Origin of the sequence: Pseudomonas sp. NPDC090203 (genome assembly GCF_044746765.1) — a bacterium.
GTDB lineage: Bacteria > Pseudomonadota > Gammaproteobacteria > Pseudomonadales > Pseudomonadaceae > Aquipseudomonas > Aquipseudomonas putida_AD.
Map to the genome: position 1 here is coordinate 213,115 of NZ_JBIVCV010000001.1, position 24,793 is coordinate 237,907.

21 protein-coding genes are annotated in these 24,793 nt (G+C 62.5%); 12 read left to right on the forward strand and 9 right to left on the reverse strand.

Annotation, left to right across the window (positions count from 1 at the left end):
• The first annotated feature begins 1 nt into the window (after position 1).
• Positions 2-1,465 carry an amidohydrolase family protein gene (locus tag ACIPO9_RS00915; protein WP_400778270.1) on the forward strand — a complete coding sequence of 488 codons (1,464 nt, stop codon included), beginning with the start codon at positions 2-4 and terminating at the stop codon, positions 1,463-1,465.
• Between the two features lie 150 nt (positions 1,466-1,615).
• Here the strand turns inward: ACIPO9_RS00915 and fahA are convergent, their stop codons facing one another.
• Positions 1,616-2,893, reverse strand: coding sequence for a fumarylacetoacetase (fahA, locus tag ACIPO9_RS00920; RefSeq protein WP_400778273.1), 1,278 nt, complete (start codon positions 2,891-2,893; stop codon positions 1,616-1,618).
• Positions 2,890-4,206, reverse strand: coding sequence for a homogentisate 1,2-dioxygenase (gene hmgA, locus ACIPO9_RS00925; protein WP_400778276.1), 1,317 nt, complete (start codon positions 4,204-4,206; stop codon positions 2,890-2,892). The genes fahA and hmgA overlap by 4 nt, the downstream gene beginning before the upstream one ends.
• A gap of 226 nt (positions 4,207-4,432) precedes the next feature.
• Between hmgA and ACIPO9_RS00930 the strand changes: the two genes are divergently transcribed.
• Positions 4,433-5,224, forward strand: a complete 792-nt coding sequence (locus tag ACIPO9_RS00930) for an IclR family transcriptional regulator (protein ID WP_400778279.1) — start codon at positions 4,433-4,435, stop codon at positions 5,222-5,224.
• 112 nt (positions 5,225-5,336) lie between these two features.
• On the opposite strand, the gene hppD is transcribed toward ACIPO9_RS00930, so the two are convergent.
• The 3 genes from hppD to glcC form a co-directional block, all read right to left on the reverse strand.
• Positions 5,337-6,413 (reverse strand): 4-hydroxyphenylpyruvate dioxygenase, encoded by a 1,077-nt coding sequence (hppD, locus tag ACIPO9_RS00935; protein WP_400603659.1) that lies wholly within the window; start codon positions 6,411-6,413, stop codon positions 5,337-5,339.
• A 142-nt stretch (positions 6,414-6,555) separates the two neighbouring features.
• Positions 6,556-7,188 (reverse strand): maleylacetoacetate isomerase, encoded by a 633-nt coding sequence (gene maiA / locus ACIPO9_RS00940; RefSeq protein WP_400778775.1) that lies wholly within the window; start codon positions 7,186-7,188, stop codon positions 6,556-6,558.
• A gap of 98 nt (positions 7,189-7,286) precedes the next feature.
• Positions 7,287-8,060 carry a transcriptional regulator GlcC gene (gene glcC, locus ACIPO9_RS00945; RefSeq protein ID WP_400778281.1) on the reverse strand — a complete coding sequence of 258 codons (774 nt, stop codon included), beginning with the start codon at positions 8,058-8,060 and terminating at the stop codon, positions 7,287-7,289.
• Between the two features lie 376 nt (positions 8,061-8,436).
• Between glcC and glcD the strand changes: the two genes are divergently transcribed.
• The 5 genes from glcD to ACIPO9_RS00970 all read left to right on the forward strand — a co-directional run bounded on the left by glcD (position 8,437) and on the right by ACIPO9_RS00970 (position 15,027).
• The gene (glcD, locus tag ACIPO9_RS00950) at positions 8,437-9,936 is read left to right on the forward strand and encodes a glycolate oxidase subunit GlcD (RefSeq protein ID WP_400778284.1); all 1,500 of its coding nucleotides are present in this window, start codon (positions 8,437-8,439) and stop codon (positions 9,934-9,936) included.
• Positions 9,936-11,033 carry a glycolate oxidase subunit GlcE gene (gene glcE, locus ACIPO9_RS00955; protein WP_400778286.1) on the forward strand — a complete coding sequence of 366 codons (1,098 nt, stop codon included), beginning with the start codon at positions 9,936-9,938 and terminating at the stop codon, positions 11,031-11,033. Before glcD ends, glcE begins: the two co-directional genes overlap by 1 nt.
• A gap of 3 nt (positions 11,034-11,036) precedes the next feature.
• Entirely contained in the window at positions 11,037-12,260 is a 1,224-nt protein-coding gene (gene glcF, locus ACIPO9_RS00960) for a glycolate oxidase subunit GlcF (RefSeq protein WP_400778288.1), read from the forward strand.
• A gap of 52 nt (positions 12,261-12,312) precedes the next feature.
• Positions 12,313-12,720: a heme-binding protein gene (locus ACIPO9_RS00965; RefSeq protein WP_400778291.1), complete on the forward strand. Its 408-nt coding sequence runs from the start codon at positions 12,313-12,315 to the stop codon at positions 12,718-12,720.
• A gap of 129 nt (positions 12,721-12,849) precedes the next feature.
• Positions 12,850-15,027, forward strand: a complete 2,178-nt coding sequence (locus ACIPO9_RS00970; protein ID WP_400778293.1) for a malate synthase G — start codon at positions 12,850-12,852, stop codon at positions 15,025-15,027.
• Between the two features lie 189 nt (positions 15,028-15,216).
• On the opposite strand, the gene ACIPO9_RS00975 is transcribed toward ACIPO9_RS00970, so the two are convergent.
• A complete protein-coding gene (locus ACIPO9_RS00975) occupies positions 15,217-16,233 on the reverse strand; it encodes a LacI family DNA-binding transcriptional regulator (RefSeq protein ID WP_274131875.1) in 1,017 nt (338 codons plus the stop codon).
• A 271-nt stretch (positions 16,234-16,504) separates the two neighbouring features.
• On the opposite strand from ACIPO9_RS00975, the gene ACIPO9_RS00980 reads away from it, so the two are divergent.
• The 3 genes from ACIPO9_RS00980 to csrA all read left to right on the forward strand — a co-directional run bounded on the left by ACIPO9_RS00980 (position 16,505) and on the right by csrA (position 19,190).
• Positions 16,505-17,020: a gluconokinase gene (locus tag ACIPO9_RS00980; protein ID WP_274131994.1), complete on the forward strand. Its 516-nt coding sequence runs from the start codon at positions 16,505-16,507 to the stop codon at positions 17,018-17,020.
• A gap of 115 nt (positions 17,021-17,135) precedes the next feature.
• Positions 17,136-18,488, forward strand: a complete 1,353-nt coding sequence (locus ACIPO9_RS00985; protein WP_274131874.1) for a GntP family permease — start codon at positions 17,136-17,138, stop codon at positions 18,486-18,488.
• 513 nt (positions 18,489-19,001) lie between these two features.
• Positions 19,002-19,190, forward strand: a complete 189-nt coding sequence (gene csrA / locus ACIPO9_RS00990) for a carbon storage regulator CsrA (RefSeq protein WP_274131873.1) — start codon at positions 19,002-19,004, stop codon at positions 19,188-19,190.
• Between the two features lie 330 nt (positions 19,191-19,520).
• Here the strand turns inward: csrA and ACIPO9_RS00995 are convergent, their stop codons facing one another.
• Both ACIPO9_RS00995 and ACIPO9_RS01000 read right to left on the reverse strand, forming a co-directional pair.
• Positions 19,521-19,754, reverse strand: a complete 234-nt coding sequence (locus ACIPO9_RS00995; RefSeq protein WP_274131872.1) for a DUF465 domain-containing protein — start codon at positions 19,752-19,754, stop codon at positions 19,521-19,523.
• 99 nt (positions 19,755-19,853) lie between these two features.
• Positions 19,854-20,432 (reverse strand): TetR/AcrR family transcriptional regulator, encoded by a 579-nt coding sequence (locus ACIPO9_RS01000; RefSeq protein WP_400778296.1) that lies wholly within the window; start codon positions 20,430-20,432, stop codon positions 19,854-19,856.
• Positions 20,433-20,624: 192 nt separating this feature from the next.
• Here ACIPO9_RS01000 and ACIPO9_RS01005 point away from each other — a divergent pair, with 192 nt between their 5' ends.
• Complete coding sequence (locus tag ACIPO9_RS01005; protein WP_400778776.1) at positions 20,625-21,851, forward strand: YbfB/YjiJ family MFS transporter; 1,227 nt, start codon at positions 20,625-20,627, stop codon at positions 21,849-21,851.
• 232 nt (positions 21,852-22,083) lie between these two features.
• On the forward strand, positions 22,084-23,331 hold the full coding sequence (locus ACIPO9_RS01010) for a M20/M25/M40 family metallo-hydrolase (RefSeq protein WP_400778298.1): 1,248 nt from the start codon (positions 22,084-22,086) through the stop codon (positions 23,329-23,331).
• 343 nt (positions 23,332-23,674) lie between these two features.
• Here the strand turns inward: ACIPO9_RS01010 and ACIPO9_RS01015 are convergent, their stop codons facing one another.
• On the reverse strand, positions 23,675-24,616 hold the full coding sequence (locus ACIPO9_RS01015; protein ID WP_400778300.1) for a ketopantoate reductase family protein: 942 nt from the start codon (positions 24,614-24,616) through the stop codon (positions 23,675-23,677).
• Between the last annotated feature and the right edge of the window lie 177 nt (positions 24,617-24,793).

Genomic DNA, 24,793 nt, shown 5'->3' on the forward strand with positions numbered 1-24,793 from the left:
CATGCTTTACGACCTTATCATTCGCGACGCGCTGGTGATCGACGGCAGCGACACCCCCGCCGTGCGCGCCGACGTCGCGATCCGCGACGGGCGCATCCAGCGCATCGGCAACCTTGACGGGGTGTCCGCCAGCGAGGAAATCAACGCGGCGGGCCGGGTGCTCGCGCCGGGATTCATCGACGTTCACACCCATGACGACACCGTGGTAATCCGCCACCCCGAGATGCTGCCCAAGATCACTCAGGGCGTGACCACGGTGATCGTCGGCAACTGCGGCATCAGTGCCTCGCCCGTGACCCTGGCCGGCGACCCGCCGGACCCGATGAACTTGCTCGGCCCGGCCAAGGCCTTTGCCTATCCGCGCTTTCGTGATTATCGCCAGGCCGTGGACAAGGCCCGCCCGGCGGTCAACGTCGCGGCGCTGATCGGCCACACGGCGCTGCGCAGCAATCATCTGGACGATCTGTTTCGCACAGCAAGACCTGACGAGATCAGCGCGATGCGCGAGCAACTGCGCGAGAGCCTGGAGGACGGCGCGCTGGGGCTTTCAACAGGGCTTGCCTACGCCACGGCGTATTCGGCTGAAACCGATGAGGTCAAGCAACTGGCCGAAGAGTTGACCGCATTTGGCGGGGTCTACACCACGCACCTGCGCAGCGAATTCGAACCGGTGCTGGAGGCCATGAACGAGGCTTTCGACATCGGTCGCCATGCGCGCTCGCCGGTGGTCATTTCCCACATGAAATGCGCAGGTGCCGGCAATTGGGGCCGCAGCCCGCAACTGCTGGCCTCGCTGGAAAAAGCCGCGCAGAACCACCCGGTAGGCTGCGACTGTTATCCCTATGCCGCCAGTTCCTCGACGCTGGACTTGAAGCAGGTCACCGATGCGTTTCGCATCACCATTACCTGGTCCACGCCGCACCCGGATCAGGGCGGGCGCGATCTGAAAGACATCGCCGCCGACTGGGGCCTGTCGCTGATTGACGCTGCGAAAGAGCTGCAACCGGCTGGGGCGGTGTATTACGGGATGGATGAAAACGACGTACAGAACATCATGAAACATCCCCTGTCGATGATCGGCTCCGATGGCCTGCCGGAAGATCCTTTCCCACACCCTCGCCTGTGGGGTGCGTTCCCTCGGGTGCTTGGGCATTTCAGTCGGGACTTGGGACTGTTTCCGTTACACACCGCCATTCACAAGATGACGGGGCTGACGGCCACCCGCTTTGGCCTGCACGAGCGCGGCTTCGTGCGTGAAGGCTATTGGGCCGACCTGGTGTTGTTCGACCCTGAAACGGTGCGCGACGTGGCGGACTTCAAGGAACCCAAACGCGCCGCCGAAGGCATCGACGGGGTGTGGGTGAACGGGCATTTGAGTTATGCCCAGGGCAAGGTGCAGGGTGAGCGGCAGGGGCGGTTTTTGCCGAGAACAGGGTCGTTGGTCGAAGGATTTATCCGAGGTTAACGCTCACTGCTGCGGGCACGAACGCATACTGCTTTTTGTAGGAGCGCGCTTGCCCGCGACGGCGGTGTGCCTGTGCCGGATGAATCGGCTGACACACCGCCGTCGCGGGCAAGCGCGCTCCTACAGTGCGGGGTAATCGCCAGATCGACACTAGCCCAGAATCACCCCGCGGCACTCGCCAAAGCCGATGCTGACCTCACCATCGCGACGGCAGCGTGCCTTGAGAATCACCTCGTCCCCCGCCTCCAGGAACTTGCGCGTCTCGCCGCTCGGCAACTCTACCGAGTGCCGGCCGCCTTCGGTGATTTCCAGCAGGCTGCCGAATTGCCCCTGCTGCGGACCGGACAGGGTGCCGGTGCCGAACAGGTCCCCTGGCTGCAACTTGCAGCCGTTGACGCTGTGATGGGTGACCATCTGCGCCACCGTCCAGTACATGTTCAGGGTGTTGCTCAACGCCAGCCGTTGCGGGGCCATGCCCTGCTCTTTCATCAGCGCGGTCAGCAGCAGCACCTCCAGCTCGATGTCCAGCGCGCCTTGCTCCTGGTCCTGCTCATCGAACAGGTACTCCAGCGGCCGCGGATCACCTTCAGGCCGCTGCGGTTGCTCGCTGCGAAACCGCGCCAGCGCCTCGCTGGTCACCACCCAGGGTGAAATGCTGGTGGCAAAACTCTTGGACAGAAACGGACCCAGCGGCTGGTATTCCCAGGCTTGCAGATCCCGCGCCGACCAGTCGTTGAGCAGGCAGAAGCCGGCGATGTGCTCACCCGCCTGGCCAATGCCGATAGGCTCGCCGGTCTCGTTGCCCGGCCCCATCCACACCCCGACTTCCAGCTCGTAATCCAGCCGCTTGCTCGGGCCGAAGGTGGGCGCTTCAGCGCCTGGGGCCAGGGTCTGACCGCTCGGGCGCTTGACCGGCGTGCCGGACACGCACAGCGTCGACGCCCGGCCGTGGTAGGCAATGGGCACGTACTTGTAGTTGGGCAGCAGCGGATTGTCAGGGCGGAACAGCTTGCCGACGTTGGTGGCGTGATGGATGCCCACGTAGAAATCGGTGTAGTCGCCGACCTGCGCCGGCAGGTGCATCTGGCAGGCGTTCATGGAGTGCAGCAGGTCTTCGCGGGCCGGGGTGCTTTCGTCCAGCAGTTGCAGCAGTTCAAGGCGCAGCGCCTGACGCGCCGATGCGCCCAGGGCGAAGAAGTCGTTGAGCTGCCCGCGCCCTGCGGCTTCGGCGGCAATCCGCGCCTGCCCAGTGAAACAGCCGCTTTCCAGCGCAGCTTGCAGGTCAAGAATGCAGTCGCCGATGGCCACCCCGCCGCGCCGGCTGAGGTTGCTGGCGCTGAACACCCCGAATGGCAGGTTCTGCAGCGGAAAATCCGGGTGATCGTTGGCAGAGGTCACCCAGCTGCGGGCATGAAGGGAAGTACTCATCGTTGGTTATCCGTGTCCAGAGGTTTGAAGGTTCTGGCGATGCCGTTCCAGCAGGCGTCGTAGTCGCCTTGCAGTTGCGGGCAGTGTAGGGCATGACGGCTGGGGCGCAGGACCTTGCCGGTCTCGAACATGAAAGCCATGGTCTGTTCGATCTTGTGTGGCGCAAGGTCAGCGGCGATGGCCTTTTCCGCCGTCGCGTTGTCCGGGCCATGGGCGCTCATGCAGTTGTGCAGCGACACCCCGCCGGGCATGAAGCCTTCGGCCTTGGCGTCGTAGGCGCCGTCGATCAGGCCCATGAACTCGTTCATCAGGTTGCGGTGAAACCACGGCGGGCGGAAGGTGTTTTCCGCCACCATCCAGCGCGGCGGGAAGATCACGAAATCGATGTTGGCCTGACCGTGGGTAACTCCCGGCGAGGTCAGGACCGTGAAGATCGACGGGTCCGGGTGGTCATAGCTCACCGTGCCGATGGTGTTGAACTGGCGCAGGTCGTACTTGTATGGCACGTTGTTGCCATGCCAGGCCACCACATCGAATGGCGAATGCTCCAGTTGCGCCGCCCATAGCTCGCCGAGGAATTTCTGCACCAGCACTGTGGGTTGTTCAGTGTTTTCGAAACAGGCGACCGGCACCTGGAAATCCCGAGGATTGGCCAGCCCGTTGCTGCCGATGGGGCCAAGGTCCGGAAGGCGCAAGGTGCAGCCGTGGTTTTCGCAGAGGTAACCGCGGGCCGTGCCGTCGAGCAGTTGCACGCTGAATTTCAGGCCACGGGGAACCACCGCGATTTGCTGCGGCTCGATGTCCAGCAGGCCTAGCTCGGTGACCAGGCGCAAGCGGCCCTGTTGCGGCACCAGCAGCCATTCGCCATCGGCGTTGAAGAATGCACGCTGCATCGACTGGTTGGCGGTGTAGACATAAACGCTCACGCCTTCGGCCTGATCCGCCGCGCTGGTGCTGGCCAGGGCGATGAGGCCGTCGATGAAATCGGTGGGTTCAGCGGGGATGTCGAAGGCGTTCCAGCGCAGGCGGTTGGGCGTCACCGGGCCTTGTTCAAGGCCTGTGATCTGACGCTCAAGGCGCTTGAACTGCGGATGGGCCGCAGAAGGCTTGATGCGGTACAGCCAGCTGCGCCGTGCTTCGGCGCGAGGCACGGTGAACGCGGTGCCGGAGAACTGCTCGGCGTACAAGCCCAGGGGATGGCGCTGCGGCGAGTTCTGCCCGGCCGGCAACGCACCCGGCACCGCCTCGCTGCTGAACTGGTTGCCGAAGCCGGTCTGGTATTTCAGCGGCTCGGATGCGGGTTTGGTGAACATCTTGACCTCTTGTTGTTATTGGGGGCCCTGGCGTGTAGGAGCGCGCTTGCCCGCGATTGCGATTTACCTGAGACATCTGTGCTGGCTGTCACGACCCTGTCGCGGGCAAGCGCGCTCCTACAGTGATCGTAATATTATACGTAAATGCATTACGCATAACGTAATTTGAGTTTGAGCAACGGTCAAGCTATAAAGCAGCCTTTCCAGACCGGCGCACGCCCTGCTCATGACCGATTCATCCGCAACCGCCCCCGCTCCCCGCCAACAGAAAGTGCAGTCCGCCGAAGTCGGCGTCGGCATCCTCAAGGCCCTGGCGGAACTGGCGCCCGCCACCTCGCTGTCCAGGCTCGCCGAGCACGTCTCGATGCCGGCCAGCAAGGTGCATCGCTACCTTCAGGCACTGGTGGACAGCGGCTTTGCCGAGCAGGATCCGACCACCAACCATTACCGGCTGGGGCGCTCGGCCTTGCAGGTTGGTCTTGCCGCCTTGAGCCAACTGGATGTGCTGAAGATCTCGGCCCCCGAGCTGATCGCCCTGCGTGACGAACTCAACGAAACCTGCTTCCTGGCGGTGTGGGGCAACAAAGGGCCGACCGTGGTGTACGTCGAGCAGTCCCTGGGCGCGGTGACCCTGGTCACGCAGATCGGCTCGGTGCTGCCGTTGCTCGGCTCCTCCACGGGGCAGGTGTTCGACACCTTCTTGTCGAATGCCGAAACCGCTGCCCTGCGCGAGCAGGAGTCGGCTCTGCTGTCGGCTGCACAGCTCAAGGAAGTGGAGCGTCATGTCGAGGAAATCCGCGCCACCTGCGTGCACCAGATCCACGGGTTGTTGATGGCCGGCGTCAATGCGGTGTCGTCCCCGGTGTTCGCCATGGGCAACAAGCTGGTGGGCGTGGTGACGGTGGTGGGATCGGCGTCGGTGTTTACCGGTGAGCATCAGGCCCAGGCTGCGCAGAAACTGCTGCACACCGCCCGCGCGATCAGCGCGCGGATGGGTGGGAAAATGCCAAAAGCCTGAGCCCTGTAGGAGCGCGCTTGCCCGCGACGCGGTGTTTCAGTTTGCACATTTGGCGCAGACACACCGCCGTCGTCCGAATGCGGCCCAGACCAAGCGCGCTCCTACAGATGCATTAGTCGGTGGTCAGCACCCCACGCCGCACCTGATCGCGCTCGATCGACTCGAACAGCGCCTTGAAGTTGCCCTCGCCGAACCCGTCATCGCCCTTGCGCTGGATGAATTCGAAGAACACCGGGCCCATCAGGGTTTCCGAGAAGATCTGCAGCAGCAGGCGTTTGTTGCCGCCCTCTGAAGTGCCGTCCAGCAGGATGCCGCGGGACTGCAACTCGGCCTCGGGCTCGCCGTGATCGGGAATGCGCCCCTGAAGCATCTCGTAGTAGGTGCCGGGAGGTGCGGTCATGAAGCGCATGCCCAGAGCTTTCAGGCGATCCCAGGTCTTGATCAGGTCGTCGGTGAAAAACGCCACATGCTGGATGCCTTCACCGTTGAACTGCATCAGGAACTCTTCGATCTGCCCCGCGCCCTTGGACGACTCCTCGTTCAGAGGGATGCGGATCATGCCGTCGGGTGCGGTCATGGCCTTGGAGGTCAGGCCGGTGTATTCGCCCTTGATGTCGAAGTAGCGAATTTCGCGGAAGTTGAACAGCTTTTCATAGAAATTCGCCCAGTACGCCATGCGCCCGCGATAGACGTTGTGGGTCAAATGGTCGATGAACTGTAAGCCTGCACCTTCAGGATGACGCTCGACGCCTTCGATGAACACGAAGTCGATGTCGTAGATCGACGTGCCTTCGCCAAAACGGTCGATCAGGTACAGCGGCGCGCCGCCGATGCCCTTGATCGCGGGCAGGCGCAGCTCCATCGGGCCGGTGGCGATTTCGATGGGCTGGGCGCCCAGTTCCAGCGCGCGTTTGTAGGCCTGTTGCGAATCCTTGACCCGGAACGCCATACCGCACACGGAAGGACCGTGCTCGGCAGCAAAGTAGGACGCTTCGCTGTGAGGCTCATTGTTGAGGATGATGTTGATCGCGCCCTGGCGGTACAGCGCCACGTTCTTGGAACGGTGGTTGGCGACCTTGGTGAAGCCCATCATCTGGAACACAGGCTCGAGCGAGCCGGGCGTCGGCGAGGCGAATTCGATGAACTCGAAGCCCATCAGGCCCATGGGGTTTTCATAGAGATCAGTCACGGTCTTGCTCCTGCTAAAAAGTGAAATGCTGGTTGGCGAAGTTCACAGTCGAGCAGGTGGCGCACAGGGAATGCCCCGTACGCTGCGGGCGAGAAAGTCGCCGAAGATCAGTTGCAGACCGAAGATTTTCATAAGGGAAAGACTACTCCGGCTTGTCCGATTGCGCATCCGGGTGCGCTTTCTGGAACGCCGGATGGGCCAGCGCCAGCGCCTCGACCCGGCAGATGCGCGGAAATGCGCTCAGATCGACATTGAAACGTCGCGCGGCATACAGCTGTGGCAACAGATAGACATCGGCCAGGCCCACCGCGCCGAAACAGAACTGCTTGTCACCGATCAAGGCTTCCACGGCCGCGAAGCCTTCGCTGATCCAGTGGCCGATCCAGGCCGTCACGTCACCTTCGTCATGGCCCAGGCCGCGCAGGCGGTTGAGCACGGCGACGTTGTGCAGCGGATGGATATCGCAGCCGATCAGGGCGGCCACCTGCCGATGCCGGGCACGGGCGAGCAGATCGTCGGGCAGCAGCGCAGGCTGGGCGAAGCGTTCTTCCAAGTATTCGATGATCGCCATGGATTGAATCACCACCTCGCCGCTCTCCAGGCGAAGCGCCGGCACCCGACCTTGCGGGTTGACCGCCAGATACTCGGGCTTGCGGTGTTCGCCGCCGTCGCGGATCAGGTTCACGGGAATGGCATTGACCTCAAGGCCTTTCAACGCCAGCGCGATGCGCACGCGGTAGCTGGAGGTCGAGCGGTAGTAGGTGAATAGATCCACGGGAAGGCCTGCACGCTGGTTATTGTTTTTGGTCAACAGGTTTTCGTAAACGATTTACGCAATGCGTAAAGTGCGACATTCACCGGTGGCTGTCAAGGTCAGGCCCAGCCCTCCAGGCGCAAGGTGGCCCTGACCAGTCGCTGTTCTTCGTTCTCGATCTCGCGCAGGTTGTCGCAGATGCTCTGGATGTGCGCCACGGCGGCCTTGCGCGCCTGATCCGGCAGGCGGCCGGTGACGGCGTTGTAGAGCCTGGCGTGATGGCGGTCGATCTGCCGTTTCTGGGCTTCGCGGTGATAGAGGTTGTTGACCGAGGCGAAGACGGTGTTGAGCAGCAGGTCTGTCAGCGAGCGCAGGGTCTGTACCAGCACCGGGTTGTGGGATGCCTCGCTGATCGCCAGGTGAAAGGCATGATCGAGCCGCGCGTGTTCGCTGGCTTCAAGCGCGTGATCGTGGGCCGCCACCAGCGCGTCGTAGGCGCGGGTGATGAGCACGAAATCCGCGTCGGTGCCGCGCAATGCCGCCAGGCGGGCTGACTCCCCTTCCAGCAGGCTGCGCACCTCGAACAGGTCATAGAGGGTGCGCGGCTGCGAGGCGAACAGGTGCATCAGCGGCGATGCGGCGGACAGGCCCAAGCCGCCCATCTGCGCAACGAAAGAGCCCTTGCCGTGCCGGGTTTCGATGATGCCCCGGGCGCGCAGCAACTTGAGCCCTTCACGCAGCGCGGTGCGCGAGACGCCCAGCTTCTCGGTCAGGCGCCGCTCCGAAGGCAGCAGTTGCCCGACCTTGAGCACGCCATCGACGATCAGCCGCTCGATGCGCTCGCTGACGACGTCGGCAACCTGAGGGGTGGAAGCTTGGACGAGGTTTTCCATAAGCTCTCTTTCAAAAAGGTGTCCACACATCCCGTAGCAGCACGGCTTGCCGGCGGGGGCGGCGTGTCAGTCACAGATGAGTTGTCTAACACACCGCCCCCGCCGGCAAGCCGTGCTGCTACGGGAAGCGATCTGGTATGACCAGTTATAAATGCGACACAAGTAAGAACGGAATACATGTCTAACTAATTGATATTAGGAAGATTAATAAAAAACCTTTGTGCAAATGCCAAAAAAAACTGGTTCGACCAGTGCTTTCTGCCATGGACAGTAAGCCCCACCCGGCCAATGATGCAAGTCAGCCGTAGAACGTTCCCTGCTAGAACGGGGCCATATACGAAGCCATATAAGAACAAGACGGGGTGAAACACCCACCATGAATATCCTGTATGACGAACGCGTCGATGGCGCGCTTCCGGACATCGACAAGGCGCAGTTGCTGCAAGCCATGCAGTCGCGCCTGCCGGACCTGGAGATCCTCCACCGCGAGGAAGAACTGCGCCCCTACGAATGCGACGGCCTCTCCGCGTACCGCACCACGCCGATGCTGGTGGTGTTGCCGCAGCGGGTCGAGCAAGTCCAGACGCTGCTCAAGCTGTGCCACGAGCGCGGCGTTCCGGTGGTCGCACGCGGCGCCGGCACCGGGCTTTCCGGTGGCGCCCTGCCGTTGGAGAAAGGCGTGCTGCTGGTCATGGCGCGCTTCAACAAGATCCTGCACATCGACCCCGCCGGACGCTTCGCCCGTGTTCAACCGGGGGTGCGCAACCTGGCGATTTCCCAGGCCGCCGCGCCCTACGATCTTTACTACGCACCCGATCCGTCGTCGCAGATTGCCTGTTCCATCGGTGGCAACGTCGCCGAGAACGCGGGCGGCGTGCATTGCCTTAAGTATGGCCTGACCGTGCACAACCTGCTCAAGGTCGACATCCTCACCGTCGAAGGCGAGCGCATGGTGCTGGGCTCCGACGCGCTGGACTCCCCCGGTTTCGACCTGCTGGCGCTGTTCACCGGCTCTGAAGGCATGCTCGGGATCATCACCGAAGTCACCGTCAAACTGCTGCCCAAACCCCAGGTGGCGCGGGTGCTGCTGGCGGCGTTCGATTCGGTGGAAAAGGCTGGCCGCGCCGTGGGCGACATCATTGCCGAAGGCATCATCCCGGGCGGTCTGGAGATGATGGACAACCTGGCCATCCGCGCCGCCGAAGACTTCATCCACGCCGGTTACCCGGTGGACGCCGAAGCCATCCTGCTGTGTGAACTGGACGGCGTTGAAGCCGACGTTCACGAAGACTGCGACCGGGTCCGCGCCGTGCTGGAAAAAGCCGGCGCCACCGAGGTGCGCCAGGCCAGGGACGAAGCCGAGCGCGTGCGTTTCTGGGCCGGACGCAAGAACGCCTTCCCTGCTGTAGGCAGGCTGTCGCCGGATTACTACTGCATGGACGGCACCATTCCGCGTCGGGAATTGCCGGGCGTCTTGCAGGGCATTTCTGCGCTGTCCGAGGAATACGGGCTGCGTGTGGCCAACGTGTTCCATGCCGGTGACGGCAACATGCACCCGCTGATCCTGTTCGATGCCAACCAGCCGGGCGAACTTGATCGCGCCGAGGCGCTGGGCGGCAAGATTCTGGAGCTGTGCGTGAAAGTCGGCGGCAGCATCACCGGCGAACACGGCGTGGGCCGCGAGAAGATCAACCAGATGTGCGCGCAGTTCAACAGCGACGAACTGACCCTGTTCCACGCCGTGAAAGCGGCCTTCGACCCCAGCGGCATGCTCAATCCGGGCAAGAACATCCCGACCCTGCACCGCTGCGCCGAATTCGGCGCGATGCACGTGCACATGGGCAAGCTGCCCTTCCCTGAACTGGAGCGTTTCTGATGGGTGCCGAACGTCAGTCCTACCCCACCGCGCAAGACGGCGACGCCAGCCAGACCTTGCTCGAACAGGTCAACCAGGCCATCCAGAGCGGCCTGCCGCTGCGCATTCAGGGTGCCAACAGCAAGGCGTTCCTGGGCCGTGAAGTGGCCGGGGAAGTGCTCGATACGCGCATCCATCGCGGCATTGTCAGCTATGACCCGACGGAACTGGTGATCACCGCGCGCGCCGGCACGCCGCTCAGCGAACTGAACGCTGCACTGGACCAGGCGGGGCAGATGCTGCCCTGCGAACCGCCCAGCTACAGCGACGCAGGCGTCGGCGATGCCACCGTGGGCGGGATGATCGCCGCCGGGCTGTCCGGGCCGCGTCGCCCGTGGGCCGGTTCCGTGCGCGACTACGTGCTCGGCACCCGGGTCATCACCGGCCTTGGCAAGCACCTGAAATTCGGCGGCGAGGTGATGAAGAACGTCGCAGGCTATGACCTCTCCCGGCTGATGGCCGGCAGTTTCGGCTGCCTGGGCCTGCTCACCGAAGTGTCGCTCAAGGTGCTGCCCAAGCCGCGCCTGTGCACCAGCATCGCGCTGGAGATGGACAGCGTCCGCGCCCTCGCCCGCCTGGCCGAATGGGGCCAGCAACCCTTGCCGATCAGCGCCGCAAGCCACGACGGCCAAGTTTTGCGTCTGCGTCTGGAAGGCGGTGAAGGGTCGGTGGCTGCGGCCCATGATCGCCTGGGTGGCGAGTCCATCGACCCGGCCTGGTGGCAGGCGCTGAACGAACACCGGCTGGATTTTTTCACCGATGGCCGAGCGCTGTGGCGCCTGTCGCTGCCGACCAACACCGGCGTGCTGGCCTTGCCCGGCGAGCAGTTGATCGACTGGGGAGGCGCCCAGCGCTGGCTGAAGTCCGATGCGTCGGGCGAGGAAATTCGCGCCATCGTCAGCGCCGTCGGCGGTCACGCGACCTGCTACAGCCATGGCCTGGATCAAAGCCCGTTCCAGCCCCTGGCCGAGCCTCTGATGCGCTACCACCGCCAGCTCAAGGCACAACTGGACCCCCACGGGATTTTCAATCCGGGCCGTATGTACGCAGAGATCTGAACCATGCAGACCACCCTGAGCGAACAGGCCAAGCGCCTGCCCCGTGGCGAAGAAGCCGAAAGCATTCTGCGCAGCTGTGTGCACTGCGGTTTCTGCAACGCCACCTGCCCGACCTATCAGTTGCTGGGCGATGAACTGGACGGCCCGCGCGGGCGAATCTACCTCATCAAGCAGGTGCTCGAAGGCAAGGAAGTCACCGAGAAAACCCAATTGCACCTGGACCGTTGCCTGTCGTGCCGCAATTGCGAAACCACCTGCCCTTCGGGGGTCAATTACCACAACCTGCTGGACATTGGCCGCGCCGTGGTGGATGCCGCCGTGCCGCGTCCGATGAGCCAGCGCGTGGTGCGCGAAGGCCTGCGCAACGTGGTGCCCAACAGCTCGCTGTTCAAGGCGCTGACCCAAGTGGGCAATGCGTTCCGCCCACTGCTCCCCGCCACCCTGAAAGACAAACTGCCCGGCAGTGTGCGCCCGGCCAAGCCACGCCCCACTCGGCAACATGCGCGGCAGGTGCTGATTCTCGAAGGCTGCGTGCAGCCTGGCCTGTCGCCCAACACCAATGCGGCGACGGCGCGGGTGCTGGATCGCCTGGGCATCACGGTCAAATCCATCGCCCAGGCCGGTTGCTGCGGCGCCGTGGATTACCACCTCAATGCCCAGGAACAGGGCCTGCAGCGCGCCCGGCGCAATATCGATGCCTGGTGGCCCAGCGTGCAGGCCGGTGCCGAAGCCATCGTGCAGACTGCCAGCGGCTGTGGAGCGTTCGTCAAGGATTACGGTCACATGCTGCGTGGCGACCCGGCCTATGCCGAGAAAGCCGCAAAAATCAGCGCGCTGACCAAGGACCTGGTGGAAGTGCTGCGTGTCGAACCGCTGGAAAAACTCGGCGCCTGCACCAGCCAGAAGCTGGCGTTCCATTGCCCTTGCACGTTGCAACACGCGCAGAAGCTGGGAGGCTCGGTGGAAGCAGTGCTGACCCGCTTGGGCTTTAACTTGACCGCAGTGCCGGACGGTCACCTATGCTGTGGCTCGGCTGGCACCTACTCGATCACCCAGCCGGAGCTGTCCAGACAACTGCGTGACAACAAGCTGAACGCCCTGGAGAGCGGCCGGCCCGAGGTCATCGCCACCGCCAACATCGGCTGCCAGACCCACCTTGCCAGTGCCGGCCGCACGCCGGTCAAGCACTGGATCGAACTCATCGAGGACGCCCTGCAACCTGTGTAACAGGCAGGCGCCCGGACCACCGAATCAATCCCAACTTGCAAAGGAGAGCTTCATGAAAACCAAATCCGTACTGAGCCAGACCGAAGTCACCCAGATCCTCGCCGCCGCCCGTAAAGAGGCGCAAGCCAACGGCTGGGCGGTGTCCATCGCCGTGACCGACGATGGCGGCCACCTGCTGGGTTTCGAACGCCTGGACGGCTGCGCACCGATTGGCGCCTACATCGCCATCGAAAAGGCCCGCACTTCGGCGCTGGGCCGTCGTGAATCCAAGGGTTATGAAGAGATGGTCAACGGCGGGCGTACCGCATTCGTCACCGCGCCCCTGCTGACCTCGCTCGAAGGCGGCGTGCCGGTGATCGTGAACGGCGAAACCGTTGGCGCGGTGGGTGTGTCGGGCGTGAAGGCCGATCAGGATGCACAGGTGGCCAAGGCGGGTGTTGCTGCAGTCAACGCAGGATAACCCTGTAGGAGCGCGCTTGCCCGCGATTGCGCTGTGTCTGCGCCGGATATGCAACCTGACACACCGCCATCGCGGGCAAGCGCGCTCCTACAAATGCGCGTTATAGACAATTTTGATGGAGAGCCCGAGATGACCGAATTCGTCAACTGCCACAACCTCAAGGTGGCAGCCAGCCTGAAGCGTTTTGTCGACGAGGACGTGCTTCCCGGAACCGGGCTTAACCCGGACGTTTTCTGGGCGGACTTCGACTCGCTGGTCCACGACCTGGCGCCGCTCAACCGCGAACTGCTGGCCGAGCGCGAGCGCATTCAGGCGCAACTGGACAAGTGGCACAAATCCAACCCGGGCCCTGTCACCGACATGCCCGCCTACATCGCCTTCCTCGATTCCATCGGCTACCTGCAACCGGTGCCGGATCAGGTGCAGGCCACGACCAGCAAGGTCGACATCGAAATCAGCGAACAGGCCGGCCCGCAGTTGGTGGTGCCCGCCGCCAACGCCCGTTATGCCCTGAATGCCGCCAACGCCCGCTGGGGTTCGCTGTACGACGCGCTGTATGGCACCGACGCGATTTCCAACGAGCACGGCGCCGAAATCAAGGCTGGCTATAATCCGCTGCGCGGCGCCAAGGTCATCGCCTTCGCCCGCGCCCTGCTCGATGAAGCAGCGCCCCTGGCAACAGGCTCCCACGTCGATGCCACCGCCTATGCCGTGGACAGCGGCGCGCTGGTGGTCACCCTCGCCAACGGCAGTCAGTCGCCCCTGGCGCAGCCGGAAAAATATGTCGGCTACCAGGGCGATGCCGCGCAGCCCACCGCCATCTTGCTGAAGAACCACGGCCTGCACATCGAAATCCAGATCGACCCCACCAGCCCCATCGGCAGCAGCGACCCGGCAGGCATCAAGGACCTGCTGCTGGAAGCTGCACTCTCGACCATCATCGACTGTGAAGACTCGGTCGCCGCCGTGGACGCCGAAGACAAGCTGGTGATCTACCGCAACTGGCTGGGCCTGATGAAAGGCGACCTGACCGAAGAACTGGTCAAGGGTGGCAAGACCATCACCCGCAAGCTCAATGCCGACCGCCAGTACAACGCCGCCGATGGCAGCCGCCTCACCCTGCATGGCCGCTCGCTGCTGTTCATTCGTAATGTCGGCCACCTGATGACCAACCCGGCGATTGTCTACGACGGCAACAAGGAAATTCCGGAGGGCATTCTCGATGGCGTCATCACCAGCCTGATCGCCCTGCATGACCTGCACAACCGCGGCAACTCCCGCGCCGGCAGCGTGTACATCGTCAAACCGAAGATGCATGGCCCTGCCGAGGTGGCGTTTGCCGACCAGTTGTTCGGCCGTATCGAAGACGCCCTGAAGATCCCGCGCAACACTCTGAAGATGGGGATCATGGACGAAGAGCGGCGCACCAGCGTCAACCTCAAGGCCTGCATTAACGCAGCGTCGGCGCGGGTAGCATTCATCAACACCGGTTTCCTCGATCGTACCGGCGATGAGATGCACACCTCGATGGAAGCCGGCCCGATGTTGCGCAAGGGCGACATGAAGGCCACGCCGTGGATCAAGGCGTACGAACGCAGCAACGTGCTGGTCGGCCTGGCCTGTGGCCTGCGCGGCCGGGCGCAGATCGGCAAGGGCATGTGGGCGATGCCGGACCAGATGGCCGACATGCTGGAACAGAAGATCGGCCATCCGAAATCCGGCGCAACCACCGCCTGGGTGCCCTCGCCGACCGCCGCCACACTGCACGCCCTGCACTACCACAAGGTGGACGTCAAAGCGGTGCAACAGGAACTGGAGAAGGTCGACCTGAACGCCGAGAGCGAGCAGATTCTGCTGGACCTGCTGAGCATTCCGGTGGTGGCCAAGGCTGAGTGGACCGAGGAGCAGATCCGCGAGGAAATCGAGAACAACGCCCAGGGCCTGCTGGGCTACGTGGTGCGCTGGGTCGAGCAAGGCGTGGGCTGTTCCAAGGTGCCGGATATTCACAACGTCGGGCTGATGGAAGACCGCGCCACCCTGCGCATCTCCAGCCAGCACATCGCCAACTGGTTGCGTCACGGGGTGATCCACGAGCACGACGCCATGGAAACCCTCAAGCGCATGGCCAAGGTGGTAGACAAGCAGAACGCAGGGGATGCGGCCTACACGCCGATGGCGGAGAACTTCGAGAAATCCACCGCGTTCCAGGCCGCTTGTGCGCTGGTGTTCAAAGGAAGGGAGCAACCGAGCGGGTACACCGAACCCTTGTTGCACCAGTTCCGGTTGGCGTTCAAGAAAGAGGCTTGAGGCGCGCTGTAGGAGCGCGCTTGGTCTGGGCCGCATTCGGACGATGGCGGTGTGTCAGTTTGTACATCCGGCACATACACACCGCGGTCGCGGGCAAGCGCGCTCCTACAGGCGTCAGCGGCCTTGAGATCGCCCCCGCCGGCAAGCCGTGCTGCTACGGGTCTTGTGTGGACCTGTGATTGCGGGCGCTCAGGTACTCTCGCGCACCACCAGCTCGAACCCCAGATCCACCTGAGCCTGCTGGACATTGCCGTCCAGCAGCCCCAGCAGCAATTGCGCGGCGCGTTGGCCGACCTGCTCGCGTGGGGTGCGGATCGAGGTCAGGCGCGGCACCATGTGCGCCGAGCCCGGCAAATCGTTAAAGCCGATCAGCGACACCTGCTCGGGAATCCTGATCCCGCGACGCAATGCTTCCAGGGTTGCGCCCTGGGCCAGGTCGTCGTTGCAGAAAAACACCCCGTCCACATCCGGATGCTCAGCCAGCAGGCGCGCGAACAACTCGCCCCCAAGACCTATGGACGACGGCAATGGCGAGGCCATCTGCAGCGCTTCGTCGAACAACCCCTCCTTCTCCAGCACGCCGCGAAAGCCGCTGCCACGCTGGATCACTCGCGGGTCCAGCTGCGCCGAGACATAGGCCAGGCGCCGCCGCCCACGACTCAACAAATGCTGCGCCGCCTGCGCACCGGCCTGTTGCTGGGAAAAACCCACGCACGGCTCGGCCCGGGCCGGATCGAGTTCCATCATGTGCACACAGGGCACGCCACTGGCTGCCAGCAGTTGCTGGGCCGCCGGGCTGCGGTCGAATCCGGTCAGCAGAATGCCCCGTGGTCGGTTGGCCAGGTGGCTGCGCAACAGGTTCTCCTCCTCGACCGGCGAGTAGTGGTAGTTACCGATCACCACTTCGAGCCCGCGCGGGCGCAACACGTTCTGAATCGCTTCCAGGGTTTCGATGAACAACTGGTTGGACAGCGACGGCACCAGCACCACCACCGACTGGCTTTGCGAAGAAGCCAGCGCCCGGGCGGCAGGGTTGGCGACATAGCCTAGACTCTGCGCAGCAGCGCGTACTTTTTCCACCAGGTCCGGCGCGACGGTCGCCACGCCACGCAGGGCGCGTGAGGCAGTGATGGGCGAAACAGCCGCCAGTTTCGCGACCTCGTTTAGGGTGGGACGACCAGTGGAGCGGGAACCAATGCGAGTCATGCGTTGCCAACTGAATGGAAGGAAAGGCGAAGGGGTTGCGATTGTGTCGAATGGGCTCTAAGGTAGCGCTACCCCATGGAGTCTCGCAACCTTCTTCGACCGTGTTCACGGCCGAGGTCGAGTGACTCATGAACGACCGTAATACCCATAACAATGACTACACCCGGAAACAGCCTTGCCGGTGTTGCACACCATCTGGCAAAGACAGCGCTGTCTCTGGGGCGAGGTTTTTATGACGACTGCTCCAACTGCTATTTCTGCCCTCGTGGTAATGGGTGTTTCCGGCTGTGGCAAAAGCGCCGTCGGCGCCGAGATTGCCAAGAACAGTGGCGGACGCCTGATCGAAGGCGACGCCTTTCACCCCCAGGCCAACATCGACAAGATGAGCGCCGGCCACCCCCTCAATGACGAAGACCGCGCAGGCTGGCTCACCCGCCTGGGCGAAGAAGTCGCGCAGGCGGTACGTAACGGTGAAAAACCGGTCCTGACCTGCTCGGCCCTCAAGCTCATCTACCGTGAGCGCCTGCGTGAATCCGTGCCGGGCCTGGGTTTTGTGTTTCTTGAGTTGACCAAGGAGCTTGCCACCGAGCGCTGCTCGCACCGGCCGGGGCATTTCATGCCGGCGAGCCTGGTGGACAGCCAGTTCGCGACCCTCGAACCACCCTACGGCGAAGACCGCACCCTGGTCGTCGACGCAACCCAAACGATCGAGACCATCGGTGCCAGGGCGGCAAGCTGGTGGGACGAATCGCAAACCGCATCTGGCAACGCCCTCACCGGCTCCTGATCGCAGATCCGGCGTGAGCGACAAAGATAGCGCTGTCTTTTTGTGTACACATGGCAGTGAACGATAGCGCTTTGCAGTAGCTCCAAAAAAACAAAATACAACGGAGAGACACCCCATGTTTGGTATGACTCAAGACACGTATCTGCTAGTGGATGCGCTGGTGACCATCATCGGCCTTGTGCTGCTGATCACCAAGTTCAAAGTCCACCCTTTTGTAGCACTGACCATCGCAGCAGGTTTTCTCGGGCTGACCTCCGGCATGCCTGTAGACAAAGTCATGAAATCCTTCCAGGACGGCTTCGGCGGCGTACTGGGCTTCGTCGGCATCATCCTGGGCCTTGGCACAATGCTCGGCAAACTGATGGCCGACTCCGGCGGCGCCGACCAGATCGCCCAGACGCTGATTCGCCGTTTCGGCAAGGAACGCGTGCACTGGGCCATGATGTTTTCGGCGTTCCTGGTGGGCATCCCGCTGTTCTTCGAAATCGGCTTCGTGCTGCTGATCCCGCTGGTGTTCATCGTTGCCCGTCGCAGCGGCGTGTCCATCGTGAAAATCGGCATCCCGCTGCTGGCCGGCCTGTCCGCGGTGCACGGTCTGGTGCCTCCGCACCCGGGTCCGCTGCTGGCCATCGGCATCTTCAACGCTGACATCGGCAAGACGATTTTCTACGGCCTGATCGTCGCCTTCCCGACCGCCATCATCGCGGGCCCGATCTACGGCAAATGGATCGCCAAATACATTCCGGGCAACCCGTCCAAGGAATTGATGGACCAGATCGCCAAGGAATCGACCAACGACAACCTGCCCAGCTTCGCGATCACCCTGATCACGATCCTGCTGCCAGTGTTCCTGATGCTGCTCAAGACCTTCGCCGACGTCGCGCTGCCGACCGGCCACATCTTCCGCATCTGGATGGACTTCATCGGCCACCCGATCGCCGCCCTGCTGTTCGCCCTGTTGCTGGCGTTCTACACCTTCGGCGCCGCCCGCGGTTTCAGCAAGGAACAGATCATCAAGCTGCTGGACCAGAGCCTGGCGCCGGTTGCCGCGATCGTGCTGATCGTGGGTGCCGGCGGTGGCTTCAAGCAGATGCTGGTGGACAGCGGCGTCGGTAACCTGATCGGTCATATGGCTGTGCAGGCGCAGATCTCGCCGATCCTGCTGGCTTGGCTGGTGGCGGCAGTGATTCGCGTGGCCACCGGCTCCGCGACCGTTGCGACTATCACCGGCGCTGGCATCGTGGCTCCGGTGGTCGGCATGATCCCGGGCGTGAACCGCGAACTGCTGGTGCTGGCCACTGGTGCAGGCTCGCTGATCCTGTCCCACGTGAACGACGCCGGTTTCTGGCTGGTCAAGCAGTACTTCAACATGACCGTCACTGAAACCCTGAAGACCTGGACCGTGATGGAAACCATCCTCTCGGTGGTCGGCATCATCTTCATCATGCTGCTGTCGCTGGTCGTCTGACCTACCCTCCAGCGTGACAATGCCCACCCTCGCGGTGGGCATTTCATTTGTGCCGCGCGCACATCTCCCCTGCCTGCCGATACACGCCCAGAGACAGCCTGTAGCCATTTCGTTTAAAGTCGCATCACTTTGACGTCACGCAATTCGGAACTCTCCTACACTCCTTTAGGAGATCGCTCACAGGCAATCTAATGAAAATTTCATCACTTGCCTGCACGAGCGCTTTGCAATAAATGCGAAAGAAGTGTGCAATAGGCGCCGCCCCGGATTCGGCTATCAGCCCCATAGCCAATTGTTACGGGGATTTACTGCCAAAAGCAGGCAAAATTCGCATGCCGTCTGGCCTCAGGAGCGACCATTCCAATGACAAGAAGATGAACCTGGGGAATTAATTGCATACCTGTGACGTCATAGTGACGGACACATTGGGATGCACTCGGCAACCACACCACCCAAAAGGCTAACGCCAGCCTCCTGGTAGAGGCGCTTCAAGAGGCCATCAAGGAAAAGATTATGTTGATACTCACCCGCAAAGTCGGCGAAAGCATAAACATCGGTGACGAAATCACCGTCACCATTCTGGGCGTACAGGGCCTTCAGGTCAGGCTCGGCATCAACGCCCCGAAGAACGTTTCAGTTCACCGTGAAGAAATCTACAAACGTATTCAAGCCGAGATCGCGCCTAACCAAGATCCCCAATGACCCTGCGGTTCATCTTCTAAGTCACTAGTCTGCCGCTACCCGGTGGCAGGCTCATTAAACGGCGTACAACCTGACGCCGTTTTTTTCTGCGTAACTTTTGGATCCATTAGCGTGACACTGTTCACTCTCTGGCCAACTAACATCTGTATAAGTAACAACTTCATACATTAATTAATACCCTGCACAGCCACGCGACCGCTCTAGTTCGCGGCCTGCGCTTAGTTATAGCACGTGATGCGAACAGTTCTCGATATGTGCTGAAAACAAAACGGCGAGCTTCGTGTGGACAGCTCGCCGCTCGTGTTCAGCGCGTCACATGACGCAAACACCCTACATCAGTTGCTGGACGATCTTGTCCTTGGCCAGCAGGCGCTTTTCCTTGAGCTTCTTGAGCTGGTCGTCCGAGACATCGCCCGACGATCCGGCTTCTGCCTTGACGATGTCGGCGTCGATTGCGTCGTACTGACCAACCAGATGATCGAGCTTGGCATCCTTGCTGCGACGCTTGAGCAGCTCGTCTTTGGTGATACTCAAATCCGCGTACAAATCGTGCTTGACCGGCATGGTGCGCCTCTCCTCTGACAACAGATGTTGAATTATTGAGGGTAGCTCACGGCAAAGGTTCTACGTTTCTGTCCTGGGCGATGCATTGATGATCCGGGTCTAGCCTTTTACCAACACCTGGACCATCGAGGCTGCGGTGCTGCGCAGGCGCTCGGGGTCCTGGTAGATCCGCTCCATCACCACCACGCCCCGGGTGAAGGTCGACACCAGGCGCGAGGCCTGGTCGGCAGGAAGATTCAGCGTGTCGTTCTGCGCCTCGGCGGCGAACCGGGCGTGCAACAAGGCTTCGATGTCATCGAGCATGCCCTGCAACGCCACGCGAATGGTATCGACCTCGCTGATACCGTCCACCGCCGTCTTGGTGGTCAGGCAGCCTCGGGTCGGGGTGCCCTCGATCATCGAGCTGATGATGAACTCGAAGAAGTTCTCCAGCGCCACGCGGATCGACGGCTCGGCCAGCGCCTGGGCCATGCTGGCGGTCATGCGCTGGCGATAGCGATCGAACACCTTGAGAAACAGTCGCTCCTTGCCCTGATAGGCGTTGTACAGCGAGCCGCGTAACACCCCCGTCGCTTCGGCCAGATCCTGCATCGAGGTCGCGCTCAGGCCCTTTTGCCAGAACACGTTCATCGCCAGATCCAGTGTCATGTCTTCGTCGAACTGTCTTACACCCGCCATTGCCCTGCTCTCCAGCGTTTTTCAGTAGCCGTGGAATCGACGTCTCGATCCACCTGCGAGCCATGAGTTGACCTCATTCTTGTCAAGCCTGTCAATTTTGACTAGAGTGACAAACATGACATCACTGTCAAACATAGACTCCTATCTCTTTCCGAGGTCAGCAACATGCAGCCCGAAGCCGTTTCTCTGGATATGTCATCCCCGGACAATGCGCCCGTCCGCCCTGCCATTCCCTGGCACGCCATCATTGCCGGGCTGTGCGCCACCCTGGTCGGCATCGGCCTGGCGCGCTTTGCCTACACGCCACTGATTCCGCCGCTGATCGAGAACCACTGGTTCGCCACCTCCGACATCATCATCCTCAGCGCCGCCAACCTTGCCGGCTATTTCATCGGCGCGTTGCTGGGGCGCCCGGTTGCTCGCAGGTTTTCCAATCGCACCACCCTGCGCCTGATGATGGTGCTGGTGACGCTGTCGTTCGCTGGCTGTGCGGTGCCGCTGTCGCCCCTGTGGTTCTTCGCCTGGCGCTTCATTTCCGGGCTGGCCGGTGGCGCGATCATGGTGCTGGTCGCCTCCACCGTGCTGCCGCACATTCCCGGCACGCGCAAGGGGCTGGCCAGTGGCGCGATCTTTTTCGGGCTGGGCCTGGGGATCGCCGCGTCCGGTACGCTGGTGCCGCTGCTGCTGGACATGGGTTTGCGCATCACCTGGCTGGGCCTGGCGGCGTTCTGCGCGGTGCTGACGGCTATCAGTTGGACTGGCTGGCCACAGGTTGCGGCGTCGACGGCGACAACGGGACCGGCCTCTGTTCAGGCAGTGCAGACACCTCGCCCGCCGCGTCATGTGTTGTTTCTGAACCTGACCTACCTGCAGTTCGGCCTGATGGCGATCGGGCTGGTGCCGTTGATGGTGTTCCTTGTGGATTTCGTCGCGCGGGACCTGGGGCTGGGTGCTCACGTCGGGGCGCTGTACTGGATCGTCTATGGCGTCGGTGCGCTGGCAGGACCCATGCTGTACGGCTACATCGCCGACCGGCTGGGGCCGGTGCGGGGCATTCGCCTTGTGCTGGTGGTGCAGGCGCTGGTGGTCGGCATTTTGTACAGCTCCCACAGCAGCCTGCTGATCGCGGCGCTCACGCTGGTCATCGGCAGCTTTCCGCCCGGCATCGTGCCGCTGGTGCTGGCGCGGGTTCATGAACTCCTGCCCCAGGATGCCGGCGCCCAAGGGGCCGCGTGGAGCCGCGCGACCACGGTGTTTGCGCTGATGCAGGCGCTGTCCGGGTATGGGTATTCGATGCTGTTCAATGCCAGCGGCGGGGATCATCGGCTGCTGTTTCTGATTGGCGCCGGGGCGTTGGGGTTGGCGCTGCTGGTCGAGGCAGTGGTTCGCTTGGCGGTGCGTGCAACACAGTCCACGTAGCAGCACGGTTTGCCGGCGGGGGCGTTCGTAAGATCGCCATCGCGGGCAAGCGCGCTCCTACAGGCGGGGGCGGCCTCAAGATCGCTCCCGCGGGCAAGCCCGGCTGCTACGGGATGTGTGGTGTATTCATGGGGGGATCGATTGGGGACAGGTCGCATTCCAACATGCACAAACCTGTACAAGACGCTAGGGTAAGGGGGCGTTTTCAAAAAACAACATCAAGGACAGACCCATGCCGTCATCGTTTTCCCGCTCGCTGCTTGCCAGCGCCCTTGCCCTTGGCCTCACCTTTGCCGCCACCGGCCCGGCCTTCGCCGAGCCGAACAAACAGGTTCAGGCCGATGCCGAAAAATACAGGGACGAGGCCCTCAAACTGCTGGAAAAACTGGTCAACATCGACACCGGGTCAGGCTATGAACCGGGCCTGACCCAGGTACGCGACATCACCGTCGAGGAGCTGAAGAAACTCGGCGCCACCATCGAAACCTTCCCCAACACCGCGCCAGACAAAAGCAGCCACGTTGTCGCCACAATCAAGGGCACCGGCAAGGCGAAAATCCTGCTGATGGCGCACATGGACACCGTGTTCAAGGAAGGCTCGGCAGCTGCCCGGCCCTTCCATATCAAGGATGGTCGCGCCTACGGTCCTGGGGTCATGGACGACAAGGGCGGGATCGTCGCCGGACTCTATGCGCTGAAAATTCTGAAGAACATCGACTTCAAGGACTACGCGCAAATCTCCTTCCTGCTCGACGCCAGCGAGGAGACCGGTTCGGCAGCCGCCACCGAGCTGATTCAGAAAGTCGCCAAACAGCATGACGTGACCCTGAACCTGGAACCAGGCCGCCCCGCCGACGGCCTGGTGGTGTGGCGCAAGGGCAGCGCCACTGCGGTGGTCGAAGTCAAGGGCAAGGCGTCCCACGCAGGTGTCGCGCCGGAGCTGGGTCGCAATGCGGCGATGGAGGTGGCGCACCAGATCCTGCAACTGGGCAAACTGGGTGATGCCGAGAAGAAAACCACCATCAACTTCACCGTGCTCAACGCCGGCGACCGGGTCAACGTGATTCCCGACCAGGCCACGGCCAAGGGCGACGTACGCGCCGCAGTGCCCGAGGAGTTCGATCGCATCGAGAAAGACCTGGCGCGGGTTTCGGCCAACAAGCTGATCCCGGAAACCGAAGTGACCACCCGCCTGGACCGCGGCCTGCCGCCCATGCCGCAAACGCCTGAATCGGACAAACTGGTGGAGATGGCGCAAGGGATATATGGCGAAATCGGCCGCAAGCTGACCATCGAAGGCAGCGGCGGCGCAGCGGATGCCAGCCTCTCGGCGGGCGTCGGCGTGCCGACCCTGGATGGGTTCGGCATCGTGGGCGGCAATATTCATACACCGGAGGAATATGCCGAAGTGGAAAGCGTATCGCCCAGGATCTACCTGCTGACCCGCATGATCATGGAGCTGGCGAAGGCCAAGGGGTAAGCCAGAAGTGCGTTGCTTGCGCGGTCCGTAGCAGTCCGGCTTGCCGGCGTGGCGCCTTCACGATCGCAATCGCCTGCAAGCCGGACTGCTACGGGATTGATGTCGTACACATGACCGTAGCAGCGCGGCTTGCCGGCGGGAGCGGTGGGTCAGTCACGGATTTGCAAGCTGACACACCGCTCCCGCGGGCAAGCCCGGCTGCTACGGGATTGATGTCGTACACATGACCGTAGCAGCGCGGCTTGCCGGCGGGAGCGGTGGGTCAGTCACCGATATGCAAGCTGACACACCGCCATCGCGGGCAAGCGCGCTCCTACGGGCGGGGGCGTTCGCAAGATCCCCGCTACCGCTGCTCCCTCACCCGCCGCGCTTCGTAGGACTTGAGGTGCAGGTTCACGTAATCGAGCACCGTCAACCCCGCCTTGGCGTGTTTGTCGGACGCCACGCGCCGGGCGATCATGTCGCCGATCACATGGTCGACTTCGATTGCCGCGCCCCGCTCGATATCCCGCAGCATGGACGCTGTCATCTTCGAGCCCTTGGTGGTCAGCATCGTCTCGAATCGCTGGCGCACCTCGCTGCGCAACGCATAACCGGAATGCTCGGCGACGCTGGCGCACTCGGCCAGCAACTTGAGAATCAGTGGCTCGCCCCCGCTCTGGATCACATCGCCAATGCTCGCGCGCATGGCGCCGGTAATGCCTGCGCCGGTGGCGATGAAACACCATTTTTCCCACATCTCCTGAACGATCTGCTGACTCAGGTTTGCGGCAAATCCTGCGTCGGCCAGCGCCTCGGCGACTTTCAGAATCCGTGGGGTCAAGGCGCCGCTCAGCTCACCGAACGATAACTGGTTGGTGTCGTTCAGGTGCAGGATCGCCCCCGAGGCGTCACGGTCCAGGGAAATCAGGCACTGCCCGCCCAGCACGTTCTCAGGACTGAACCGCGCCGCCAGGCGATCCAGATGCGCCATGCCATTGAGCAGCGGCAGGATCGAGGTCGCGGGGCCCACGGCGGCGGCAAAGGACTCCATCGCTGCATCCAGGTCGTAGGCCTTGCAACTGAGCACGATCAGATCGAACACCTGATCCAGCATGGGCGTCATGACGTGGGGCGGCGATGGATACAGAATGTTGCCCAGCGGACTGCGCACGATCAGACCGTCGCGGTCCAGCTCTTCGGCACGCCCCGGGCGCACCAGGAATGTCACGTCGCGCCCCGCCTCCAGCAGCCGACCACCAAAGTAGCCGCCAATCGCCCCTGCACCCACGATCAAAATGCGCATGTTCTGTCGGTTCCTTGTGGAGTCAATGAAGAGGGTACGAACACCCCAGAATAGATGAAGGATCGCACTCTATCCAAAAATTGAATGATGACCAACATATTGTTTTCCCACGACATTGCTCAAGGCTATAAACCTGCGTCGCGTAAACATCAGGCAAAAAAAATCCCGAACCACCAG